Source organism: Bradyrhizobium sp. UFLA05-153 (assembly GCF_054185185.1).
The window spans coordinates 33669-54681 of record NZ_JBBIAM010000047.1 but is presented as its reverse complement, the minus strand read 5'-3'; the positions used below and the strand labels follow the sequence as shown (position 1 = coordinate 54681).

The 21013-nt window shown below is 58.2% G+C and carries 19 protein-coding genes and 4 pseudogenes; 16 read left to right on the top strand and 7 right to left on the bottom strand.

Annotation, left to right across the window (positions count from 1 at the left end; translation table 11 throughout):
• Positions 1-255 precede the first annotated feature (255 nt).
• The 5 genes and pseudogenes from Q2941_RS26090 to Q2941_RS26070 all read left to right on the top strand — a co-directional run.
• A pseudogene (locus Q2941_RS26090) lies at positions 256-511 on the top strand (hypothetical protein); the annotation flags it as partial.
• A gap of 301 nt (positions 512-812) precedes the next feature.
• A complete protein-coding gene (locus tag Q2941_RS26085; protein ID WP_458194129.1) occupies positions 813-1088 on the top strand; it encodes a hypothetical protein in 276 nt (91 codons plus the stop codon).
• 287 nt (positions 1089-1375) lie between these two features.
• A complete protein-coding gene (locus tag Q2941_RS26080; RefSeq protein WP_458194128.1) occupies positions 1376-2053 on the top strand; it encodes a helix-turn-helix domain-containing protein in 678 nt (225 codons plus the stop codon).
• A gap of 54 nt (positions 2054-2107) precedes the next feature.
• The gene (locus tag Q2941_RS26075; protein WP_458194127.1) at positions 2108-2266 is read left to right on the top strand and encodes a hypothetical protein; all 159 of its coding nucleotides are present in this window, start codon (positions 2108-2110) and stop codon (positions 2264-2266) included.
• Positions 2267-2330: 64 nt separating this feature from the next.
• Positions 2331-2735 carry a hypothetical protein gene (locus Q2941_RS26070; protein WP_458194126.1) on the top strand — a complete coding sequence of 135 codons (405 nt, stop codon included), beginning with the start codon at positions 2331-2333 and terminating at the stop codon, positions 2733-2735.
• Positions 2736-3166: 431 nt separating this feature from the next.
• On the opposite strand, the gene Q2941_RS26065 is transcribed toward Q2941_RS26070, so the two are convergent.
• Complete coding sequence (locus Q2941_RS26065; protein ID WP_458194125.1) at positions 3167-3373, bottom strand: hypothetical protein; 207 nt, start codon at positions 3371-3373, stop codon at positions 3167-3169.
• 395 nt (positions 3374-3768) lie between these two features.
• On the opposite strand from Q2941_RS26065, the gene Q2941_RS26060 reads away from it, so the two are divergent.
• Positions 3769-3942: a hypothetical protein gene (locus Q2941_RS26060; RefSeq protein ID WP_458194124.1), complete on the top strand. Its 174-nt coding sequence runs from the start codon at positions 3769-3771 to the stop codon at positions 3940-3942.
• Between the two features lie 1500 nt (positions 3943-5442).
• Here the strand turns inward: Q2941_RS26060 and Q2941_RS26055 are convergent.
• The gene (locus Q2941_RS26055) at positions 5443-5706 is read right to left on the bottom strand and encodes a DUF6894 family protein (RefSeq protein ID WP_458194122.1); all 264 of its coding nucleotides are present in this window, start codon (positions 5704-5706) and stop codon (positions 5443-5445) included.
• Positions 5707-8477: 2771 nt separating this feature from the next.
• Between Q2941_RS26055 and Q2941_RS26050 the strand changes: the two genes are divergently transcribed.
• Positions 8478-8636, top strand: coding sequence for a hypothetical protein (locus Q2941_RS26050; RefSeq protein WP_458194121.1), 159 nt, complete (start codon positions 8478-8480; stop codon positions 8634-8636).
• A gap of 657 nt (positions 8637-9293) precedes the next feature.
• On the opposite strand, the pseudogene Q2941_RS26045 reads toward Q2941_RS26050, so the two are convergent.
• From Q2941_RS26045 to Q2941_RS26035, 3 genes and pseudogenes are all read right to left on the bottom strand, one after another.
• Positions 9294-9598: pseudogene (locus tag Q2941_RS26045) on the bottom strand (ATP-dependent DNA ligase); the annotation flags it as partial.
• A 60-nt stretch (positions 9599-9658) separates the two neighbouring features.
• Positions 9659-9925: a hypothetical protein gene (locus Q2941_RS26040; RefSeq protein WP_458194120.1), complete on the bottom strand. Its 267-nt coding sequence runs from the start codon at positions 9923-9925 to the stop codon at positions 9659-9661.
• Positions 9926-10437: 512 nt separating this feature from the next.
• Positions 10438-10620, bottom strand: a complete 183-nt coding sequence (locus Q2941_RS26035; RefSeq protein ID WP_458194119.1) for a hypothetical protein — start codon at positions 10618-10620, stop codon at positions 10438-10440.
• Positions 10621-10703: 83 nt separating this feature from the next.
• On the opposite strand from Q2941_RS26035, the gene Q2941_RS26030 reads away from it, so the two are divergent.
• The 7 genes and pseudogenes from Q2941_RS26030 (at position 10704) to Q2941_RS26000 (ending at position 17036) form a co-directional block, all read left to right on the top strand.
• Complete coding sequence (locus Q2941_RS26030; protein WP_458194118.1) at positions 10704-10829, top strand: hypothetical protein; 126 nt, start codon at positions 10704-10706, stop codon at positions 10827-10829.
• Between the two features lie 61 nt (positions 10830-10890).
• Entirely contained in the window at positions 10891-11058 is a 168-nt protein-coding gene (locus Q2941_RS26025) for a hypothetical protein (protein WP_458194117.1), read from the top strand.
• A 552-nt stretch (positions 11059-11610) separates the two neighbouring features.
• On the top strand, positions 11611-12117 hold the full coding sequence (locus Q2941_RS26020; RefSeq protein ID WP_458194116.1) for a hypothetical protein: 507 nt from the start codon (positions 11611-11613) through the stop codon (positions 12115-12117).
• Positions 12118-12473: 356 nt separating this feature from the next.
• Positions 12474-12677, top strand: a complete 204-nt coding sequence (locus Q2941_RS26015; protein WP_458194115.1) for a hypothetical protein — start codon at positions 12474-12476, stop codon at positions 12675-12677.
• A 148-nt stretch (positions 12678-12825) separates the two neighbouring features.
• Positions 12826-12987: a DUF2934 domain-containing protein gene (locus Q2941_RS26010; protein WP_458194114.1), complete on the top strand. Its 162-nt coding sequence runs from the start codon at positions 12826-12828 to the stop codon at positions 12985-12987.
• 927 nt (positions 12988-13914) lie between these two features.
• The gene (locus Q2941_RS26005) at positions 13915-15453 is read left to right on the top strand and encodes a DUF1254 domain-containing protein (protein ID WP_458194113.1); all 1539 of its coding nucleotides are present in this window, start codon (positions 13915-13917) and stop codon (positions 15451-15453) included.
• A 210-nt stretch (positions 15454-15663) separates the two neighbouring features.
• A pseudogene (locus tag Q2941_RS26000) lies at positions 15664-17036 on the top strand (transposase).
• Positions 17037-17268: 232 nt separating this feature from the next.
• Here Q2941_RS26000 and Q2941_RS25995 read toward each other — a convergent pair.
• Positions 17269-17634 carry a hypothetical protein gene (locus tag Q2941_RS25995; RefSeq protein WP_458194112.1) on the bottom strand — a complete coding sequence of 122 codons (366 nt, stop codon included), beginning with the start codon at positions 17632-17634 and terminating at the stop codon, positions 17269-17271.
• Between the two features lie 455 nt (positions 17635-18089).
• Between Q2941_RS25995 and Q2941_RS25990 the strand changes: the two are divergent.
• Positions 18090-18612: pseudogene (locus Q2941_RS25990) on the top strand (transposase).
• A gap of 809 nt (positions 18613-19421) precedes the next feature.
• Positions 19422-20066, top strand: a complete 645-nt coding sequence (locus Q2941_RS25985) for a TRADD-N-associated membrane domain-containing protein (protein ID WP_458194111.1) — start codon at positions 19422-19424, stop codon at positions 20064-20066.
• Between the two features lie 473 nt (positions 20067-20539).
• On the opposite strand, the gene Q2941_RS25980 is transcribed toward Q2941_RS25985, so the two are convergent.
• Positions 20540-20821 (bottom strand): hypothetical protein, encoded by a 282-nt coding sequence (locus Q2941_RS25980; protein ID WP_458194110.1) that lies wholly within the window; start codon positions 20819-20821, stop codon positions 20540-20542.
• Positions 20822-21013: the final 192 nt, after the last annotated feature.

Below are 21013 nucleotides of genomic sequence, written 5' to 3'. Positions count from 1 at the left end.
TTGATAAGCGTCATCGTCACAGTTGGTGCGGCCGCAGGTCAGCATGGCCAAGCCAGCAAATAAGTTGGGTCCTCATCGTCAACGTTATGATGTTAGTGCGAGATGCCTGCGTTCGGCAATAAGCACCACTGCAGTCCCCGCCAGTCATCGTGCCGAGGCCGCCAACTTTGTAGGAAGGTTTTCTCTCGGCGTGGATTCATTGGAGGCTTTTACCGAGAGGCATGAAGATGACTAGCTCTGTCGAGAGTCGTTCCTTTCGGCGCCCGGGCCGGCTGCACTTGGCGCGAAACCGACGAAGCCGACACGGACCGCGAGACCGTGCTGCGCGACATCCTCGCGGGCCAGTACGCTATCCGTTGCGGATCATCGCGTTCAACGCCGTCGAGGGCTAGTCGCGGGATGCCACGGCAGATATCGCGGACGATCTCGCGCAACGGTCGCCGCGACCGCTGTTTCACCAGCACTGCAAGCCTTCATCGAGGCCAATGCGACACGGCCTTTTGCCGTCTAGCTCGCGCTGCCGTTGGCATTGGGGCAGGAGCTTGGGCTTGCGTTATCGAAACACGAAGGCGCCGATGGCATGGCCGGGCTTGGGACGGTCGATCGAGCCATCTTCGCCATAATGGGATTGCTGCTGGCATTCACCATTGCTGGTGCACTGCAGCGGTTCGACGACCGACGACAGTTGGTTATTCAGGAGGCGACGGCCGCCACTACGGCCCACGATCGTTCAGCCTTTTTGGCGGAGACGATGCCCGCAAGCTACAGACCCTTCTCAAAGAGTATGTTCGCGCACGGCGCACGATTTCCTGTTGCTGCAAAGAGCGGAAGATTTTTCCGGCAGGCAACAGAGCAAGTTGCTCGAACTAAAAAACCGGCTATGGGACTCTGCTGCCGTTGGAGCTTGTTCGCAACCGAACTGTCGGCCCGCCTGCGGCTTGTCGCAGCTCACCATCGCGCTCTATATCGTCACCGACATGGAGTATCCGCGCCTCGGTCTGATCCGGATCGAGCGCTTCGACCATTTTCTTGCGGACGCTTATGAGCAAATGGGCGCTGCGCTTCCGGTCGGGAACCGCGATCCATGATCGAGCAGCGCGGGGGCTCTCGCCGGGTCTGCGCGGTTGCTGTCGCTCCACCGGCCACATGCGCTTTGTGCCACTTAAATTTGTAAGTTGTACATCAGCTATTCAGGGCCGAAGATGATTCCGTTGTGTTCTCGAATAGCTGGGGCGACGACATCCGACCTAATTTCAAAGTCACGCAGTCTCGGTGTCCGCTCAACGGTGCTCATGTCCACGCTGATTGAGCATCTCGTGTCAAAGAAGGATCAGTTCGCACGTCGTCAGAAAAGATGGTTGAGGAGTATCGAACCATGTTTGTGCGCACCACCACAGACGATCGCCCCAATTCGCTCAGTGACTTTGGCATAGCGAGCGGCTCAAATCCAATCGTCAGGTTAAATGAATTCACGTATAGAAAAGGCAAGGTAATCTACGGCGAGAGGGAGCCTGCCGAGTACGTCTATCAGGTAAAAGCAGGGGCGGTGCGAAGTTACAAGCTGCTCTCAGATGGCAGACGCCAGATCGGCGCATTTCACTTGGTGGGGGATATTTTTGGGCTCGACAACGCTGAAACGCATCGATTTACCGCAGAAGCGGTGGTAGAGACCACTGTTTGTTTGATCAAACGGCAAAGCCTTGAGGTGGTGGCGGAGAGTGACATGGTTGTCTCACGCAACCTGCTCGGCTTGACAACCAGCAAGCTGCAACACGCGGAGGACCACGTGCTGCTGCTTGGGCGGAAAACCTCGCTGGAGAGAGTTGCTGCGTTTTTACATGAGATGGACGAGCGCCTGAGCGCTGCCGATGTGATGTCGCTGCCAATGACGCGTCGTGATATCGCGGACTACCTTGGCCTAACGCTCGAAACTGTATCGCGTGTAGTGTCGCGACTACATAAAGCGGGCATCCTCGAGTTCATCGGCAATACTCAACGGGAAATCGCAATCCTCGATCGACAGCGGCTTGCGAGCTTTGACCTGCAAAATTAACCGAGTCGGACGGATTGCTGCGATCAAAAGGACGGCTTTTCTTTGCGAGAGTCGATGCCCAGCAAGCCGCTCTGTCTGCTTGATTTTGATCTGTCGGGTTTGGAGCGTCTTCGCCATGATGTAGGGCAGTTGGTCGGCCGCAGCCACGAGCGCCAGCGCTCAATGCCGCCGCCGAGCAGGCGCGATCATTTGATCAAGACGGGCCGCGATTGATCCGTTCAACGGCCAAGCGCGATCTGAAGCGGAAGAATGTGCTGAGGCCAATAACACGGTCGAGATGCGAAAGACATTGCTGCGCTCCGCGGTTTCACAGATGCCGACTTCTGGTTGGTTCGGGCACGGCCTCTCTTCGTTCGAACGCACGTCATGCCTGAAGATGTTCCCGCATAATGTTATCCTGCAGGCTGCGGTCGAGTTCGGTTGGCTCGGTGGCGCGACGCTTGTGCCGATGATTGTGTTTGCGCTGCGCCGACTCTGGATGTTGGCGATAATGGACCGTGAAGGCGCCTTTGTTCTCAGCGCGCTGGTTTTTGTCCTGGTGAACGATCTTGCTTACGGCAGCTTGGTATCGTGTGGCCTGCTGTTCCTGTTCCTGGGCTACGCTGCCCGGCTCACGCAACAATCGTCTCCAGTGACAGGGGCTCTGCGCCATTACCGACCGCTCATGGAGGGCGATCCGTGAAGCTTCCGGCGCCCGATTCGCACAGGAATCGGGTGCGGGCTCGGCTTGTGACGCACGCCCGCCGGTTGAGACGGTGAATGCAAGGCGGGGGACTTCAGCCTCGCTTCAGAGCTCCCGCTCCATAGCAGATCCAGTCCGGCCCCGATGGGACCTGCTTGCCGGCGGTCGCCAGGCAGAGCTAGTAGGCCATACGCATGGGCAGCAAATAGGCACTTGCCTATAACTTTACGAATCCCGGAACGCACCGGAGCTTGTGTCGTTCTGACTCTGCTCCGATTGGGGCCTCCCGTAAGTCCGATCGGAGGGCTCAGCAGCATGGCGGCCTCAGTTCTGGAGCTGGGGCCGTTTATTGCGAGAAGGGACATGTTCCGTTCCGTTACAACCGCAAGGGCATATTCAGGTTGTGTCTAAGAACGAAAGAAGGTCGAACCTCAAGCCCGAGGCGGCAAATCAGGGGCTATGACCTGCTTGCCAATCTCCGTCATGGCGCGTTCGACTTCTTCCGCGAGCACGCCTAGATGGTCGGCTAGTTTGGCAAACAATTCCCGCTTCTTTTTATCGGTCGCCAAATCGCGGATCAGGGCGCACTCCGCCGCATCTGTCCGGAGCTTTTCCAACTGAGCCTGGATGTCTTTCATTTGAATGCTGCCGTGCCCGTTCCGCTACGGGAACGATTAGGACCCCCAAGGACCTTGCGTCTGTCCAAAAGTGAACAGAGCGCAGCGTCTGGTCTGGAGTTCTGGTCCTTGCAACTCGTTATGTTGATGCGCGGTTCGAACGAGCGCGCGCCACCAACGACCAGGTAGAGGAAATGCTGCGCCCCTCACGCGAGCAGATTGCCACTTCCAAGGCGCTGCTTAAGCTGGAAGTCCCGAAGCTCTGGCATCCGGAGCCGCCGAGAGGCTAAAGCCGCTCCTTTGAACTAACGCGACTTGTGATACTCTGCGCTCATCACCGGCCAAGGCATGTCCGTAGGCGTCGGTGGCTGAGAGACTGAGCGCGCTCCCGCCTGCATAGGCAAGGGAGTTGCGCTATGGCCGACAAGCGCATTTCAAAACGTCGATTCCTGAGCGAACAAGACATCAAGCTCATCGACTACACGCGCAAAATCATCAAGCAGGCGCGAGAACTATTAGACAGTCCTGCGCCCGATACCTTCTTGGGTCGAGAAACCCATTCTCGCTTCCCGGAAAACAAACCGGATTAACCTTTGCAATAGGAACAGATGGCGGGGACGGGACATTGTAGCTTGACCATGATTGATCCCCTATTCGCACGCGCGCAATCTGCTATCGAAGAGAGCCGAGAACTCCAGCGCCGAAGCCGCTCGCTTCAGGTAGAACACGAACGCGAACGTGGTGAGCTTCGCTTGATGGTATTCGAGAGCGCCATGTCTCGGAGTGAGAGCAAAGCCTACCGCGATAACAGAGGTTGAGGCTGCTCAGTGTCCAGCTCCCCGATTGACCATACCGCCATAGTGAAGCGGTATCGGCACCAGGCCGAAGAGCTTCGCACCAAGGGCGACATAATGGCCGACGCAGATACGCGGGCCTGATATGGCAAGGTGGCGGACGCCTGCGAATTACTAGCCAACAACCAAGAGAAGGTTTCGCCCAAAGAGTAAGGCATGCGCCGCCGTCTTTCTAAATGAACCTGTCGATGGAGTTTCCCGACCTATCGTGGAAGTACTGTATGCGGCAGCTTTACATCGCGTCACGCATTCTGACCGTCCCAACTTCTGCTATCGTTCGCTTGAGCGTTTGTGCCGACAACAGGCGGCGCTTCATCCACCGACACCACGCGCCGGGAACTAGAGCGCATGGCTGTTGAATACAAACAATTGGCCGATTGGCTGGATCGGCAACCATCCGAGGCGGATCGAACACCAAGAAGGCAGAAGCCGCTCAGTCGGCGTCATCTCTGTTGATTCGCCGCACACAGGTCCCGCTCTCGTGCAGCTCCAGCACCGCCTAGGACAAATTAGTTTTAGTGAACTACTCCTTAGCTGAGGAAGCGCGTTAAGGGGCGAACGGCTCCAGGGTGTTCCTTTTCGGCGGGGTCGGCCATCTCCAACAAACAATGCAAAAAGGATGGGACAGCCTCGCCGTCCTCCGAGCGTCGCCGCAGATCAGCGGCGATGTCTGTCGTTACGACGCGCGACCATCCCTCGGCGGTGTTGAAACAGACAATGCGCAGGGGAGGGCTATACCGGCCCTCCAAGAGATCGAATATCAGTGTTTCGTGGTCATCCTCACCGTCGCACCAAGTGCCGCCCCAACCACGTCCCGGATGCGTCCAACACGATGTAGGTGTCGCGGTCTAAATCTTGCGGCACGCTGGATGACGAATGAAACATAACCCCACTCCTTTCGGAAGACAAACCCGGCGCCATTGAATCACGAGCGCTAAAGCAAAGGCCGCTGTCCTGAAACAGCGGCCCTAACCGGGTTTCAAAACAATTCGCGATGAAACAGCTCAGCCTTCCCCGGGGAGCGGAGATGATCTCGCGAATGATCAGGTCCTGACACCACACATGTGAATCTGGGCCGCCCAGTGGAGGTACCTCTGTTGGGCTGCGGCCTCAATGCGGAAACGCTCGCATGCCTCCGTTCAAGCGGGAAACGTGCCATCCCCGCCGCCGGCCGTCCTGGACGGGCTCGATGCCGCTGGCGAGCTCAACGAGCTTGCGGGATTTCACGACCCGGCCCTAGCGCGATTCGGGCCAGCTCATCATAATCGGCACTAAGGAGCCACTTGGCGCACCCATTCGGACTTGATCTCTATTCGGAACGGGTGCCTCTTCTCGGGTTCTAACCACCAGCTTCCATACTCCGCCTGGAGCCAATTTGTCTTCGATATCGCGAGCGAGCCTGATGGCCGTGCGCCAAGCTGCCTCGTCATTCGGCAAATCCTCGCCAAGCTCGTCTCGATATGGATGACCGTTGTGAATATCGAAATAGTATCGCGGCATGACGCATCAACGCGATCCACACGGTTGGGTTTCGCAGCGCCTAGGTGTGCCGTCATAGTTGGCTCGCTGCCGCCCCTCAGAATGCCGCGGGCGTTCCTTATCGCGTCAGATGTATCAGGAAAACCTCGCAGGCATTCTCGGCTTCTGCGAGGGTCTTGAAGGGAGACCCAGCAATTTTGATTGCCGGCTTATTCAAGTGGATGGGGCGCCATGAGGCACCCATGAAGCCCGGGACCGGTACGACTTTCATTGCTGATCACGAACGAAAATTCGCCACTGCTCGCCATCCATATTTCGAGCTCGTCCCGTGAAGTATCAACGCGGGTAAAGTGCAGGGCCATTTCACCCACCTTTTGGTCGTCAGAAGGTGGCACGGGCGCGGGCCGGGCGCATTTACCTGCGTAAATTCCGGACTGCGTCGCGCCGAAGCGCCCCGCTCGAGGGGAGCGGCCGCGGACCTCCAGACGAAGGCGTTAGGATTGTGCTGCAGCCGTTTTCTATGCCCGGCTGTGAGCCCGGTCGCCGCTTGTGAAAGGAACAGCTCCAAAAATCTAGCGTTGGGGAAAGATTGAAAAGCTTTGCCCGTGCTTAATCCCGATCAGGTTTTAGTTGCGTGCCCGAACTGCCGAATGTGGCCAATGGCAGCGCATTTCATTCAATCGAGCTGGAACGGCCAGCCGCAGGAAATTGATTTCCGGTGCCTGAGATGCGGTCATGAACTGGCGGTGGCGATCGCAAGCACCGGTGAAGTTAGAGCGATCAGCAAGCGGCCTCGTAGAGGGGTCTTCGAGGCCGGGGTGGTTGTGAGCGCTATTGAGCGATGCGCCGCCCTTCCGCCGTCAACTCGTACCGCTGCCCATTCCTGAGAATGAAACCGGCTTTGATCAGTTGGTCCGCCAAATCCCGGCTGCATAGAGGTCTGCTGCCTCCCGGGTGAAATAGCCGACCGCTGCGCTCTTGCAGAGGGCCATAGAGCAGGGCTTGTCGCAGCACTCTTTGAATCGCTCGCGAAACGGCGGTCATGGATGCGAGCTATAGCACCGGAAATGGCCACCGCTACACATCATGGTGCCCCCCCGACCCCGGACTATCCAACCGCAACAGGCACGGGCGCGCAAGCAGATTTCCCCAAGACGCGCCGAAGCGCCCGGGGAGGGTCACACCGTCCCGACTTTGGAGACGACGTAACCGCCGGCGGCTGGGACGCATCGCCGCAGGCTCAGGGCGTGAACGACGCGGCCCGCCGGAGGAACCTGGCGGGCCACTGTTCGTACTAACTCGTGTCGGCCATTGCTTCTGTGAAGCAGGGCAATTGGAAGTGGTCGGCAGGGGCCGCTGGCTATTACAGAGGGTCGGCGGCCCCACCTCAAGTTACAAACCTATCGACGGTTGATCAATGAGGGAAAAAGGTCGCGGCCTGCGTTCTGCAGGACTAGGCTCTCGGACACCGTATGGTGCCGAGAGCCGCAGATCCATTTCTGCATACACAAGAGGGAGACTTGCGGTCGAGGCCAAGTCCCCAACCTGCAACTTGGCCTCGCCGCGTTCGTTCCTAATTCCTCGCCGCCGGGAAAAGAAGGTATGGCTGGTGGCCCAATCCATGGAGGATGGATGATCCTCCAGCGTGCTAGCCTCACTTTTTAGCTGACAATCTCCTTAGCCTTGATGCCGCGCAAGGCCTCGATGCAGTCAGCTACCAAATGCAAGAACTCTTGCCGCTTTATGCCTTTCACCTGACGACCTTCCATATTGACGAGAATGAATCTCGCCATCTCGTAGGCGACTTCGAACTGCGATTTGCCTGTAACCCGCCGATTCACGCTGGCGGGCCTTCGACTGGGTGAGGCTCGCTGTCCTGTTCTGAACGAAAACTCTGGGAACGACGTTAAGAATTATCACCGCGCGGCCTCCGGCATTTTATCGGTGATGAGAGCGCCTATCTGCGCTCCCGCCTCCTCGAACGGAATGGAGAAGCGCAAATGAAGCGTCTCCGTTTCACTCACGAACGCCTCGTCACCGAGGCAAAACAGCTTCGCGAGAAGGCCAAGTTGCTTCCCCCTGGTGTCGATCGGGAGGCTCTGCTTCGCAAAGCCAGGTTAGACGAAATGGTCGCTCATATCGACAAGTGGCTTACTTCGCGAGGTCTAAGACCGCCGACATGAAACCGGGAATGCGCACGGGCGTTGAGCCTTATGGATGACAAAGAGCTGGAAGCCCGCAGTGAACAAGCGCTCGTCGTGGTGAGCCTCAGTACGGCAACGCTGATTGCGTGCTTCACCCTTCTGCTTTCTCAACTGTAAGGCCGCCTCAGTTGCCGCCTCTCCGTTGATCACCGAGCTATGAAGCGAATATCATTTTGTCTCCGCCCTTGCTGACGGATCGCACATCGAACCGGACGGGCTTCTTCCAGATCGCAATCCGTTTAGCTTCCGTGATTGGCATCACTCTCGTTGAGGGCCTTAATCGGCAAGGAATCGCAAGCGAGACCGCCGGGCTTCCTGACGTCGGGAAAATAACAATCCATCATGAAATGAGACGTGGGGAAGCTCGCTAACCGTGCTCGCTGATCAACGCATGATCCCACGATTCGGCGGGCAGATGATGGTGCGGGAACTTCAATTCGCAGGGGCGGCTGCTCGCCGCGCGGAAGAGGCCGCGACGGATCTCGCCAGAGGCCGGTCGAAGCGGTCCAGAAACACGATTAGGGACCCGACGACATCAAGTTGAAGCCGGCAAATGATCGCCTGCTTTCAAGGGACGGAGACACACCTATGACCCGCTATCTGAACGCCCGCGCTCTCGCCTTCACCGCCGCGCTGCTCATGGCCGCCCTCGCGTTTGTCCCGCACCCGGTCAGCTCCGATCTCGGCGCCGGTTGGAATTGCAGGCAGAACGTTCTCATGACGAGCTGCCGACTGGCTCGGCAATGAGAGGGTTGGAGAGGCCGGGGCGAATTTCATTGCTTCAGCTTCTCGGTCTCGGCCCGCGCGAGCCTTCGCGCCCTTGCTCCTCTTCTCCGCTGAACAGGTCCGGACGCAGCCGGCGGCTCGGCAGGTCATCCCAATAGAAGTACACGCTCGGTCGGCGTCGGCGAAACGGACTCGTAGCTACCGCACGCCGGCACGACTTCATGTTTCTTGATGCTGATCGGGCTGGCCATGCCGCTATCCAAGCGGCCTCGTAGGCCACCTCGCAAATTGTCGATTCCTAGCAGTCACAACTCGCGCGCGCATGCGGCATAGTCGCACCTAGGTTGCTTTTCTTTGCGAAACGTCTGAACAAGGTATCTAATAATGGTTGAACTCTAAAGGTTCAACATTTGGGGTTTATGGTCATGCGCCACTTTTCGAGGCGACGACACCCCGAGAAACCCAAGCTTTACAAGTGGGTCGTCGTTTACGGAGGCATGTCCGTTGAGTGTAGCGACGAAGCCGGCGCGAAGAAATTGGCGGCCAAGCTCCGCCGGAAGGGTTACCGGCTAGCGGCTCGAACGGCGGATGGCATATCGCCCTCCTGGCGCATCGATCCCGAGGAGCTGGACGAGTGGTTGGGCCGTGAACCCAAAGCCCGTTGAGGGGCTGGCAGGCCGCTTTTGTGATCCCGTCCGGCCGGCGCGCCAGCAGCCGTTCCAGGTTCGTCTTGCGCAGGTGCAGCGGCAGTTCGCGCAAATCATCGCCGCCCATCGCCAGCACGTCGAGTAGAGCTGGACTTCGTGATCGTGCTTGCGGGAGTGCAGCGCATTGAAATCGGAAATGCCGTCAACCCCGATGATCACCGCTTCGCCGTCGATGACGAAATGCTTCTGCCGGTTCTTCAGCGCGGCCTCGGCGATCCAGGGATAGCGCTTTGTCCAGTCGGTGCCGTTGCGCGACTGCAGGCGCACGCGTCGGCCGCAGGCTGGCTTTCTGAGCGCCGCCCTCCCGCTGGCCGACGATGAACTCCCGGCTAAGAATTACGCTTCGGCACGCGGCTCATCCGCACGCCCCTGCGACGGCGCAGCAGCAGGCTGCCCCGTTTCTTCAGCGCTTTGAGATCTAGCTTGGCGATCTTTATGAGGCTTCACCACGATGACTTCCCAGCCCTTGGCCTTGCAGTAGTCGCGCACCCGATCGCGGCTCCAGGCTCGCATGTACATCACGACAGGCGCCGCCCTGGTCACCACGTCGTCGGTGAGCTCGATGCCGGCGACGAAGTAGCGGCTCTTGATCTGGGCGAGCATCATCGGTCCTGGGCATCACCATTGCGTGGCCGACCACCGCCAGGATTGTTCTTGCGCCGCGGCAACAGAAGGCGGATCGCCTTCAGTTTGCGCCGCATGTCGTCGCTGACGGCGTCAAGCAGCAGGATGTTCTCGAGCCGCTTCGCGGCCTCGCTGGGCCTTACTGGTCACTTCTTGTGGAGAAGATCTGGCCGCAGCTGCATTGGAAAGTCAGTAGATAGCCTTTCGATTCCGGCTCAGGGCGCTCTTTGCCGACAAGGCGCATGGTGGACGGGCAGGATGGGCAACGAAACTCGCTCATCTTCCACTGATGATCTTCCTGGTCGCGATTTGTCAAAGCGGCGCTCCACCGGCGAGGCGGGAGTGCAGTCGCGTCTCTGCATGGTCGAGCAGGGCGAACGGTTCGCTGCAATGATGCCGGAGCCCGCTGAGCCCACGAAGTGGACGCCGCCTGAGCTGTGATGGGAGGAGCAGGGCCGCGCAGCATTGCCGCTGCGCAGCTCCCGGCTCAATCAGCGTTGATGGCCCAAACCGATGCCCAACACCAGGGCTTTTTGACGTAGCGAACCAATAGTTCGCTTCATCTCCTTCGAGATTTTCACAACTGGCGTTCGATCCTTCGAATGCTTCTTGAGAGCCCGCAAATCTGCGGGAGTCCAATCGCGACGCACAGGCTTCTTCTTCGCTGCTTTCAATTTGAACAGCTCCTAATTCACTAACACGGCGCGCCTGTTAGCACAGCCGGACGATCTTTCAACTAACAAATTGGCGAGGCCCAATGCCCGATCTTACCGCCACGATCGATGCAACCAAACTTGAGAAGTGGGCGAACGCGCTGTCCGTTCGCGAGATGCGCAACGCTATCCGGCGAGCCGTCGAAAAGTCCGCCACCGGCAGCTCGTAAGATCGCAGTCGACACTATCGCGAAGGATTTTGGCGTACCCACGGCGCGCATCAAAGATGCCGTGAGCAAGGTCAAGCGCACGACGCTGACCAACCTCTCAGCGTCGTTCACGGCAAGCAAGATGCGTATCAACATGCTCGCGACCGGCGACTATCAGTCGCCAAGGTGGCATGACGGGAAGCACGTATCGGCTGACGGGCGGCGGTTCGGCAAGCCTCAATATCCGTGATGCGTTTCTAGTGTCTGCAAATGGCGGTACGTTCATTGCGATCAGGCGCAGCAAGTCGAGACTACCAATCAAGGCGTGTTCGCTGAGACGCCAAGCACCGCGCTTGGATAGGACGGCGCAGCCGCGCGCACTGCGTGGGACAAGGCGGCAAACACTGAGTTGGCCGCGCGCTTGCCGCGAGAGATTCAGAAGCAGCTTCTAGCCGAAGGGCTGCCGTATTTCCGCGCCAGCCGATACCGTCGCAACGTGCTCAGTGAGCGGCGTTGATCTTGCGGAGTGGCTAGTTCGTGGCGGGCTCGCGTTCGATTGGCCGAAGTATTCGAAGGGCAAGTACGACAAAGAGCAGCGAGAGGCAGAGCGCGCCGCGCGCGGAATGTGGGCGGGCAGCTACGTTGTGCCCTGGCTCTATCGGGCGTGCATCAATCAGGGCGGCAAGCCGGAAGGCTGTTTGTTCGGACGACGCGAACACCCATTCCTGAGAGGGCGAGCAATCCTTGCAGCTCACGCGGAGGTCTGTAAAATATCCTTGCAACTGATGCGGGAGCCTACAGGATGAATGACAGCGACGCGCGGGGCCTTGTGCTCAAGCGGTTTTACGACCTGCGGGAAACGAGGGACCATCTTGAATTGGCCGACTTCGCTGATCTTGAGTTAGCATCTCGCGACCTTGGCAGAGCGCTTGAGCAGCTTGCTGACAAGGGCCTGATAGATTGGAAGCCCCGCAAATCGTCAATGACGAGCGCTATAGAGTATGTGGTCATACACGCGAGAATCACCGGCGATGGGACAGACGTAATTGAGGGACGCGCAATACCGCCAACAGCAATTACGCTCGACGCAAGCATCAACATCCACGGGTCTCAAGGCGTGCAAGTTGGGGGCCAAGGGAACACTCAGAACGTCAATTTGGACCTCGAACAGTTGAACAACTATATTGACAGTTCGAACGCGAGCACGGTCGCGAAGAAAAAGGCAAAGAGCTTGCTAAAGCAGGTATGGGAAAACCCGCTGGTAAAGGGCGCGTTTGAGTGGGGCCTCAAGCATTTCGGAGGCGGCTAGCCACACGGCGATGGGTGGTTGAATTCTTCGGGGCTAAGGGCCCGACCTAAATTGAGACCGCCTCAGTTGGCGGCCTCTTGTTTATCCGCGAGTGCCACTGAACCTTGGCCTAAGCGGTTCAGACTAAGCCGTGCCGGGATTTTGCAATCACCTTCCCGGGGCTGGACAGTGCCGCCTGCACCTATTTTGAGCGGGCGGCGTTGCTGTTTCGCTGTCATAGATTCGCAATCAAATCCGTCGTAGATTACCGGTTTCCGGCAAATTGCTGGTCGGACCGAACGAGAAGATAAGGCTACGCTCCATATTACGCGTCGGCCTAGCGTATGAATTGTTTCAGTATTTGGGATATTCAGCACATGGCGTATGACACACCTACAGTGCAATTGCTCCGTACCATTCTCGATGAAGTGCTCGCTAGCCCCGCTTTCATCCGGCAGCAACATCGTTCTGCGGTTGAGGTTGCGGAGCGCATTCTGTTGCTTGCTTCGCAAGGGGAGCTGGAGCCAGCGGCGATCAAAGAGCATGTAATGAACGAGTTCTTGGCATGGGCTGCCGCGTAACCGCTTGGCTGCTTGGCTAGGAACGGTCCAGGCCGCCTCTTGAGTGAGGGTGGCTCTAGCGCGTGGCGCACCTTCGGGAATCTGGGAACCCTTCAAAATCAGTCGAGTTACTTCCGCAGTTAGCATTGCGCTCGATGAGAGAAACACCATGCCCCAAGCAGACTCAGACGAGATACGCGCCCGCGCATACAAACTTTGGGAGGAAGCCGGGAAGCCTGAAGGTCGGATAGATGAGTTTTGGTACGAAGCGGAGCAACAGTTGAAGGAAGAGAGAATCCGCCACGAGCTTAAGACGCCAGACACTCTCTGACGCCCTGTCCATCCCGTCTGTGCAGAGTGCGTTGATGGACTATCTACCCGAACTTCGGCGACTTGAGCATCAGCTCGAATTGGCTCATCGGGCTGTCTCACTCATCGCTGATGGGGCGACCGGAGAGCGTCTCGAAGCATTCGCGCGGGGAGATCAGCGATAGGCTTCGCAGACTGAAAGCGGCAAGGTCACCGGGACGGCGACGCCCCAGCGCAGAATGTTCCACCTTTGAAGTATATTTGATGCGCGATTGAAACGCGCACTGCCGCTCGTTGGTTTGGAGGGTAATCGAAGTGCCTCTTTTTAGCTATCTATTTTCATCCCTCAAAGGGCAGATTTCTTTGATGGGGGTGATGCCGGCCCAACCGAAATGCGCAACCTGACCGACCGTCGCCGCAGTGAAGGGCGCGGATCCGGTAACGGCCCGTCCGGGGTTCGCGGCTATGCTCGATCGGATTGCCGGCAGTTGCTGCGAGGCGGTCACCCGATGTCTGCTTCTTCCCCAACAGCGGTGCGGGAGCGAACATCGCGGCACTTCGCCTTTGGGCCGATTCTGTTGAAAAAGTCGAAAGTAACGCCACGACAAAAACGTCACTGAAATTAACTCAGAGCGAGCTCCGGCAAGAAAAGCCTTCGTCGTAAAGCTAGGAAGATCACCGAGCGATCCTGACTAAGTTGACGCGGTCCCCCAGGTCCCGCTGCGTCAAACGCATCAGAAGTCTTCAGAAAATGGGCATGCTCGCGACAAAGGCCTTTTTCAACAGAATCGGCCAACAGCGGATGTCCCCAGACAAAACTGGTTTTGTCCCAGAGGTTCCTCGTCCGTCCAGACACCACTTTCGGGCTCAGATTTTGAAAGTGTTGACATGGATCAACGAAGCATTGAGGCAGGTCCGCGACACAACTCGATAGATGGAGGAGTTTTCAATGACGCCTTCACGCGCCCGTCGATTGAGCCAACTCGCCTCGGCATTTCTCCTGCCGGTATTCATCACTCCAGCTTCGGCGCAAAGCCCGCCTGTGCCCAAGTATTCGGCAGACATTCCGCCCTACATTACGACACCGGACACGGTGGAGACGCGCATCGGCACCTTGAGGTTCAACAACGGCGTGCCCGATCAGAAGACGGTTCAGATGGTCTACGACCAGATTGATTTTGGTCGTGGTATCGAAGCCTTCTTAAAGGGCATGGCCGCAACGTCTGTCTATGGGCTCTGTCAAGGCATAGACAGTGCCGGTGTAAAGCGAAATCAAGGGATCGGCATCACCGAGGACTTGATGGATGCACGATCGCTGTTCCTGACGCCGAACACGACAACGGTGTACGTGTTCACCTGCATCGACCTGAAGGATGGACCGATTGTGATGCAGGTGCCCCCTGGCGTCTTAGGCCCTGTTGATGATGCCTATTTCCGCTGGGCCACTGACGTTGGCCTGACCGGACCTGATGCGGGTCGCGGCGGCAAGTACCTGTTCGTGCCTCCGGGCTACACCGGCACTTTGCCGACCGATGGGTACTACGTGGTAAAGCCGAGAACCAATGGCCTCGTGGCCTTCTATCGTGCGTTCGTGAGAGGCGGCGACATTGCTGCTGCGGTCCGTAACGTGAAGGACAATGCCAAGATCTACCCGCTTCACGGGTTAACGGAAGCGGGCGATCCTCCGGCGACTGTTTTTGTCAACACCTCAGGTGTGAAGTACAATACGATCAGCTCCAACACCTTCCGCTACTACGAGGAGCTGAATGCGGTGGTTCAGAATGAACCCGCCGACTTCGTCGACCCTGATCTGGTCGGGTTGTTCGCAGCCATTGGTATCAAGAAGGGTAAACCGTTCGCCCCCGACGCGAGGATGAAGGCGATACTGACTGATGCCGTAGCAGTCGCAAACGGTTTCGCACGGGCAAACCTGTTCTCTTCGCGAGACCCGCAAACGAAGATTTATCCAGATCGGCAGTGGATAACGCCATTCGTTGGCGGCAGCTATCAATTCCTGAGCGGGGCTGAACGGCTGTTGGACGCAGAAGCGATGTTCTTCTACTACGCCACCGGCATCACTCCGGCCATGTCGATGGCAAGGGTCGGGACAGGATCCGCGTATGCTGGCGCCTTCCGCGATGCGAAGGGGAGTGAGCTCGATGGAGGCAAGATCTACAAGATCACTCTTCCCGGACCTATCCCGGCAAAGGAGTTCTGGTCGTTTGTGGTCTACGACAATCAGACGCGCTCGCTGCTGGAGACAGACCAGAAGTCAGCCGGTCTCGACAGCAACGCCAAAGGACTAAAGAAAAACCCCGATGGCTCGACTACTGTTTGGTTCGGTCCCAAAGCCCCCGCTGGGCAGGAAGGCAACTGGGTTCAGACCATGTCTGGCAAGGGCTGGAATGTGCTGCTTCGACTGTACGGTCCTCTTGAGCCATGGTTCGACAAAAGCTGGAAGCCTGGCGACATCGAGTTAGTCCAATAACCGAAATCGGAACGGGCTGTCGCCGAAGGTCGGGTCATGAGCGTCGCTATGGCCTCTTCCCGGCCATGTCCGGTCTTCCCCCTAACCGCCGACATGAGAGCAAGCGCTGGATTTCGTCGCTACGGGGCCGATTTTGTTGCAGAACTCTCTTGAGGAGCCGAGTGAACCGTGATTCCGTCGAGGTGAAGCGGCCATCGACGGAGAGTTTCGATGATGGGGCGGTGCAAGGGTGAGCAGGGTCAACTGTTCTATGCGTTCGACCTCGAGGCCGTAGTACCGGACGACCATCAGGTTCGGCAAATTGCGGCAGTTCTCGATCTCTTGTGGGTGCGCGTCGAGCTTGCGCCGCATTACTCCAACACTGGTCGGCCCTCGGTCGATCCAGAGCTGATGATCCGGATGCTCATCCTTGGCTACGTATTCGCGATCCGCTCGGAGCGCGCACTATGCCGCGAGGTTCAGCTCAATCTCGCCTATCGCTGGTTCTGCGGCCTTGGCATAGAAGACAGGATCCCGGATCACTCGGCATTCACGCGCGCCCGCAACGAGCGCTTTCGCGATCATGATGTCTTTCGTCATGTCTTCGAACACGTCGTCGTTTCGTGCATCAAAGCTGGCCTTGTCGGCGGCAATGGTTTCGCCGTCGATGCCAGCTTGATCGCGGCGGACGCCAATAAGTGCCGCTCGACGCCGGGCGATAAATGGAGCCACGACATCGACCCGATGAGGGCTAGGCGCGCCGTTCAGGACTACCTCGCCAATCTCGACGATCCAGCATGGGGTCGTGCGACCGACGTCGTGCCGAAGTTTGTCGCGCCGTCCGACCCAGCCGCGCAGTGGACTGGCGCACTGCGCAACGCCGCGTTCTTCGCCTACGCCGACAATTACCTCATCGACATCAAGTTCGGCATTATCATGGATGTCGAAGCGTCCCGGGCGATCCGCCAATCCGAGGTTGGCGCATCCCAGACGATGATCGAAAGGACTGAGAAGACGTTCGGCATCAAACCCGACTGGCTCGCCGGGCCTACGGTGCGGCCCACAATCTCCACTTCCTGGTCGATGTGAAGGGGATCGCGCCCCACATCCCGGTGATCGACAAGTCACAGCGCGACGACGGCACGTTCAGCCGCGACGATTTCATCTATGACGCGGCGCGCGATCAATATATCTGCCCCAGCGGCAAGATTCTGCCGCGCTCAAGTGGAGCACGCGGACCACGCGGAGATGACGCTATCTCGTACTTCTCGCGCGTCGCTGATTGCCGCGACTGCCCGCTCAAGTCCAAATGCTGTCCAAACTCGCCGAGCCGGAAGATCACACGCCACGTGCACGAGGCAGCGCGCGATGTCGCCCGCGCGATCGCCAAGACGCCTGCCTACGATCAGACCCGACGAGATCGCAAGAAGGTTGAGATGCTGTTTGCGCACCTCAAGCGGATCCTGCGGCTCGGCCGCCTGAGACTGCGTGGACCGGCCGGCGCGCGGTTCGAATTTACGCTTGCAGCAATCGCTCAGAACCTTCGTCGCTTTGCCAAGCTTGCGCTCCATCCACCCGACACGGCCGCACCATGCGTTGCGTAAGTGGCGTCCGTCGCGTTGGTTGCGTCAGGCATCAGTGCCAGGGCGTCTCCGCAGCCCATGCCGGGCAGGCGGCCAAAAGATCGCGAGCCCAAATTTTCAGATCACAGCCCCGCTGAGAGCGTCGATCCTACCGACTTCTGCAACAAAATCGGCCAGAAACAGACATAGCCCCCGTATTTCCAGCGTCCCCGGCGTCGAAACCAGCCTTTTGTCTGGGCGGCAAAAAGCACTCTTAATTTGGCGCCCTCTTCTTTCGGCTCGCGCCCTTCAAAGCACTGGTCGAGGTCGTGATTGATCCATCAGTCATCTGCAGACAGGTCAAGAGATCGACATAGCTTGCGTCGAGGATGGTCGCCTCTCTTTCACATTGAGTTCTGTTTGACGGGGAATACGAAGACCAAATCGAGCCCAGTTGGTCTCGCGCTGAGTTCTCGTCACTCATGCACTTGTCGAAACTTTGACCAAGGTCCAAGCCCGCCGCCTTGTCGGCCTCCACCGTCGCCTTGCAGGTGGCTTCAACGTTGAGCTTTGGCACTGCATCGGACGCTGGCATAAACAATTGAGTACCTACCGCAATTGCCTTGATTGCTGGGTGCATAGGATATCCTTCCCTAAAGAAGACGGCTCCAAAGCGTTCAGCGCGAGGACCGACATGCTTCCCACGTCCAAGCCAACCACGAAATCGCGCCGTTTCATGCACGCTCCGAATTTTCCGGAGCCGATATTATGGTACTGTTGAATTCGGCATTGTGAAAGGGGCGAAAAGTGACTTCGCCACCACCCCGAGAAAACCAATCCGGCGAGGCTTCCCCTGCGCCCACGAACGCCATGGCGAAACCAGCAGCGCCGCAGTACCCGCCACGAAATCCCGCCGGTTCATTCGATCCTCATCAAGCTTGAGGACGACAGGGCGCAGAATATCACTTTTCGATGTGTCACACTCCCGCTGCGAATGCAAAAGCGCGTGGCAAAGACTGCTAATGGCATGGTCCGGCCGTGCTCCAGCCCCGCCAGTGATCGAAGCTGGTTCGGGGCACCGAAAAGGAGCGCGCCATGTCTCAGAAATCTAGCAGCGCAATTGCCGTGGTTGGTATCGATATCGGCAAGAACTCGTTTCACGTCGTAGGGCACGATCGGCGTGGTGCGATCGTACTCCGGCAAAAATGGTCGCGTGGCCAGGTCGAGGCGCGACTTGCCAACCTGGCGCCGTGCCTGATCGGGATGGAGGCTTGCGTCGGCGCGCATCATCTCAGCCGCAAGCTACAGGAACTCGGCCACAATGCCCTTCTCGACGGGAGATCGGACAATCCTTGGCAGCATATCAAGGCGCGGCAATCGGTATTTGCGCAGCCTGTTCGTTCAGGCGGCCTGGGTCGTGCTGGTCAAGGTTGGGCCAAAGCATTGGGAACGCTATGGCCTCAAATCTTGGATTGAAGCGGCGAAGAAGCGACTACACCACAACGTGCTTGCCATTGCGCTGGCCAACAAGCTCGCCCGCATCGCATGGGCGGTTCTCAACAAGGGGCGCGCCTTCGCATGCGACAAGACCGATGCGATGGCGTACCGCCCAGCCTGATCCTCGCGCCGTGCTCGGGGCCGTCAAGACGTGGCCTGGCAGCATGGAAGCAAGAGGTAAGCCTGTGCGACGGCCAGCCTTGACGGCCCCTTCCGCGCGGCCCGTTCTGCACGCCCAGGCCGGGACGAAGGAACGACGCCAGGCACGAACAAAGGAACAGCCATAAAATGAGGAGAGACCCATCGACGATGTAATCTTACCCGCCGAGGTCTGCGAGAAGATAAGACGAGTATGGAGGATCGGTCTTCCCGGCGCATGCGAACACTGGTGACCCGAATGGCCCGGTCAAGGCCTGACCGCTAATCAGATCGCAGCGCGCTGATATCCATGATGGTCCGGAGCAACGCTCCAAACAGAGGCCGGATACATTGATGCAAGACCGCTCACCGCCAGGTCGTCGAAATCTTCTTGCAACGCGCGGCCGGACCATACATATGGGTCATTCGCGACTGAGGCCGGGCAGTGCTCGCTACCAATCGATGTCCGCTTCGGTCCCGATAGCGCCCGCATTTGAGCAGACGCAAATGGCGGGAGGGGCCAATTCCGGACTCATGCAGAGCAGCAACTCTAGAGAAAATTCGTCAGCACCGCTCAACCGCGTTGCCGGATCGTCAAAGCTGGGCGATCACCCTGCAAGGGTAGCCTTTTTTGCGGTGGCAGCGCGCCTCCCAGCAAAACCCTAAGGGAACAAGTTCCCTTGGTAACCGTTTTGGTCGTGGTCACACCGCATTGCCCCCAACGGTCATATCCGACGTGGCGCCACTATTGGCTCTGATGAGCTGGGTACCAGCCGAACGGAGTTTGTCGTCATGGAAATCCAGCCGGAAAAAGAGGAGCGCACCGAGCTCACCCATAGCCAGGTCGTCGCGCCGCAGGTCGAGTCAATCCTCACTGCCGTGGAAATCCAGCCGGAAAGAAAGGACGCGCACAGGATCAAATTTCTCGCGATTGAAACATGGGCCCGGGCTGTCTTGGGCAGCATCAGCGTCGGCAGGACTGAAAACAATATTGTACGCGAGACTATTCAGCGGATCGCGACGGCTGATCCGGCAAACGTTCAACTGATTGCTGCTTTACAGATGGAGTTGCTGGCCGAATATCACCAAATCGCGCTGGCGCAATCGCGCCGCATGTTCTTTTGGGCACTTGTGGGTTCGGGAGTTGGGCTGATCTTCTTTGTCGCGGCATTTGTGCATGCGTTTCCAAGTGAAATCGCTTTCTTCTCCGGCGCTATAGTCGAAATCCTAGCAGGCATTGTTTTCGTTCTTTATGGCAAGGCAACAGCGCAGCTCAGCAGCTTTCATAGCAGGCTAGAGGATTTAGATCGTTACCTTCTGGCCAATAGCCTGTGCGAGGCCCTTGATGGAGATGAGCGAAATAAGGCTCGGGCTGCCTTGATACAGGAAATAACCCGTCCTCCGGCAATTCAGAATACTTGGTGGCGGCTAGCATAAAGCTGACCGCGCTTAGGACCTGCTTGCCGGCGGTCGCCAGGCAGTTTCAATTACGGCCATTTCATGGTGGTTTACGAGCCAGGAACAAGCGGCGACGCCACGTGTTTTCGACCAGCTCTGGTGGTCAATCTCCCCCCGGTTTGGCGGACCAGAGCCCAACCCCAAGGCCCCAGCCGCCTCCACACGGACCTGGGGCCTTTCGGTGAATGACGCAAAGACGACGCCTCACAGGAGACCTTAGTTCGTCTGCGGGAGAAGTCTCAGAACTCTCTTAGCGGCAGCAACAGCTGCACGCCAATTGGCCGGCCAGTGAAGCGTTCGATGAACTGCCGCACGGGCTCTGTAACCTCGTGGCCTTCAGAAGGCGGTCAAAAAAGTTGGTGTTAGCCGGAAGAAGGTCGAGCGCAGTCTGTCCCGCGAAAAGCGTTAGTGCTCGCGCTGCATCAGCAGAAGCAGCGCCAGCAGCGCCACGTCTATTCGTCGGTCCAGGAAATGCCGAGCTCCTGAGCGACTTCCTTCAAGCTTCGAAGCCTGAAGCTCGCTTCGATCTTCGCGCCGCTCTCGGCTTCGTATCTCGCGAGTTCGCGATCATTGAGCGCCTGCGCAATGGCCTCAGCGTCCTCCTGCGAACCGAGAAAGCCGGATAGCCTTTCGACCTTTCCGTCGACTATGGCCGAGACCATCCAGCGGCCGTCCTTGGTCGGTACCGCTATGTGGAAGATCGGATACTCAACGCCGGTCGGTCCCTTGCTCATCATTCTGCTCGTTCAAATAGCCGAAGCGCCCCTTTACCCGAGTTCGGCAGGTTCCCGTGTGCGATTAGGCAGTCGAATTTGCCGCTTACCGCCCAATGAGCAGGACTATTGTTGCCAACGTAACAGTGACGGCGATAGCCGGTACAATGAGCCACAATGTTTCGTGCTTCATAATCGCCCAAGTTTAGCTGC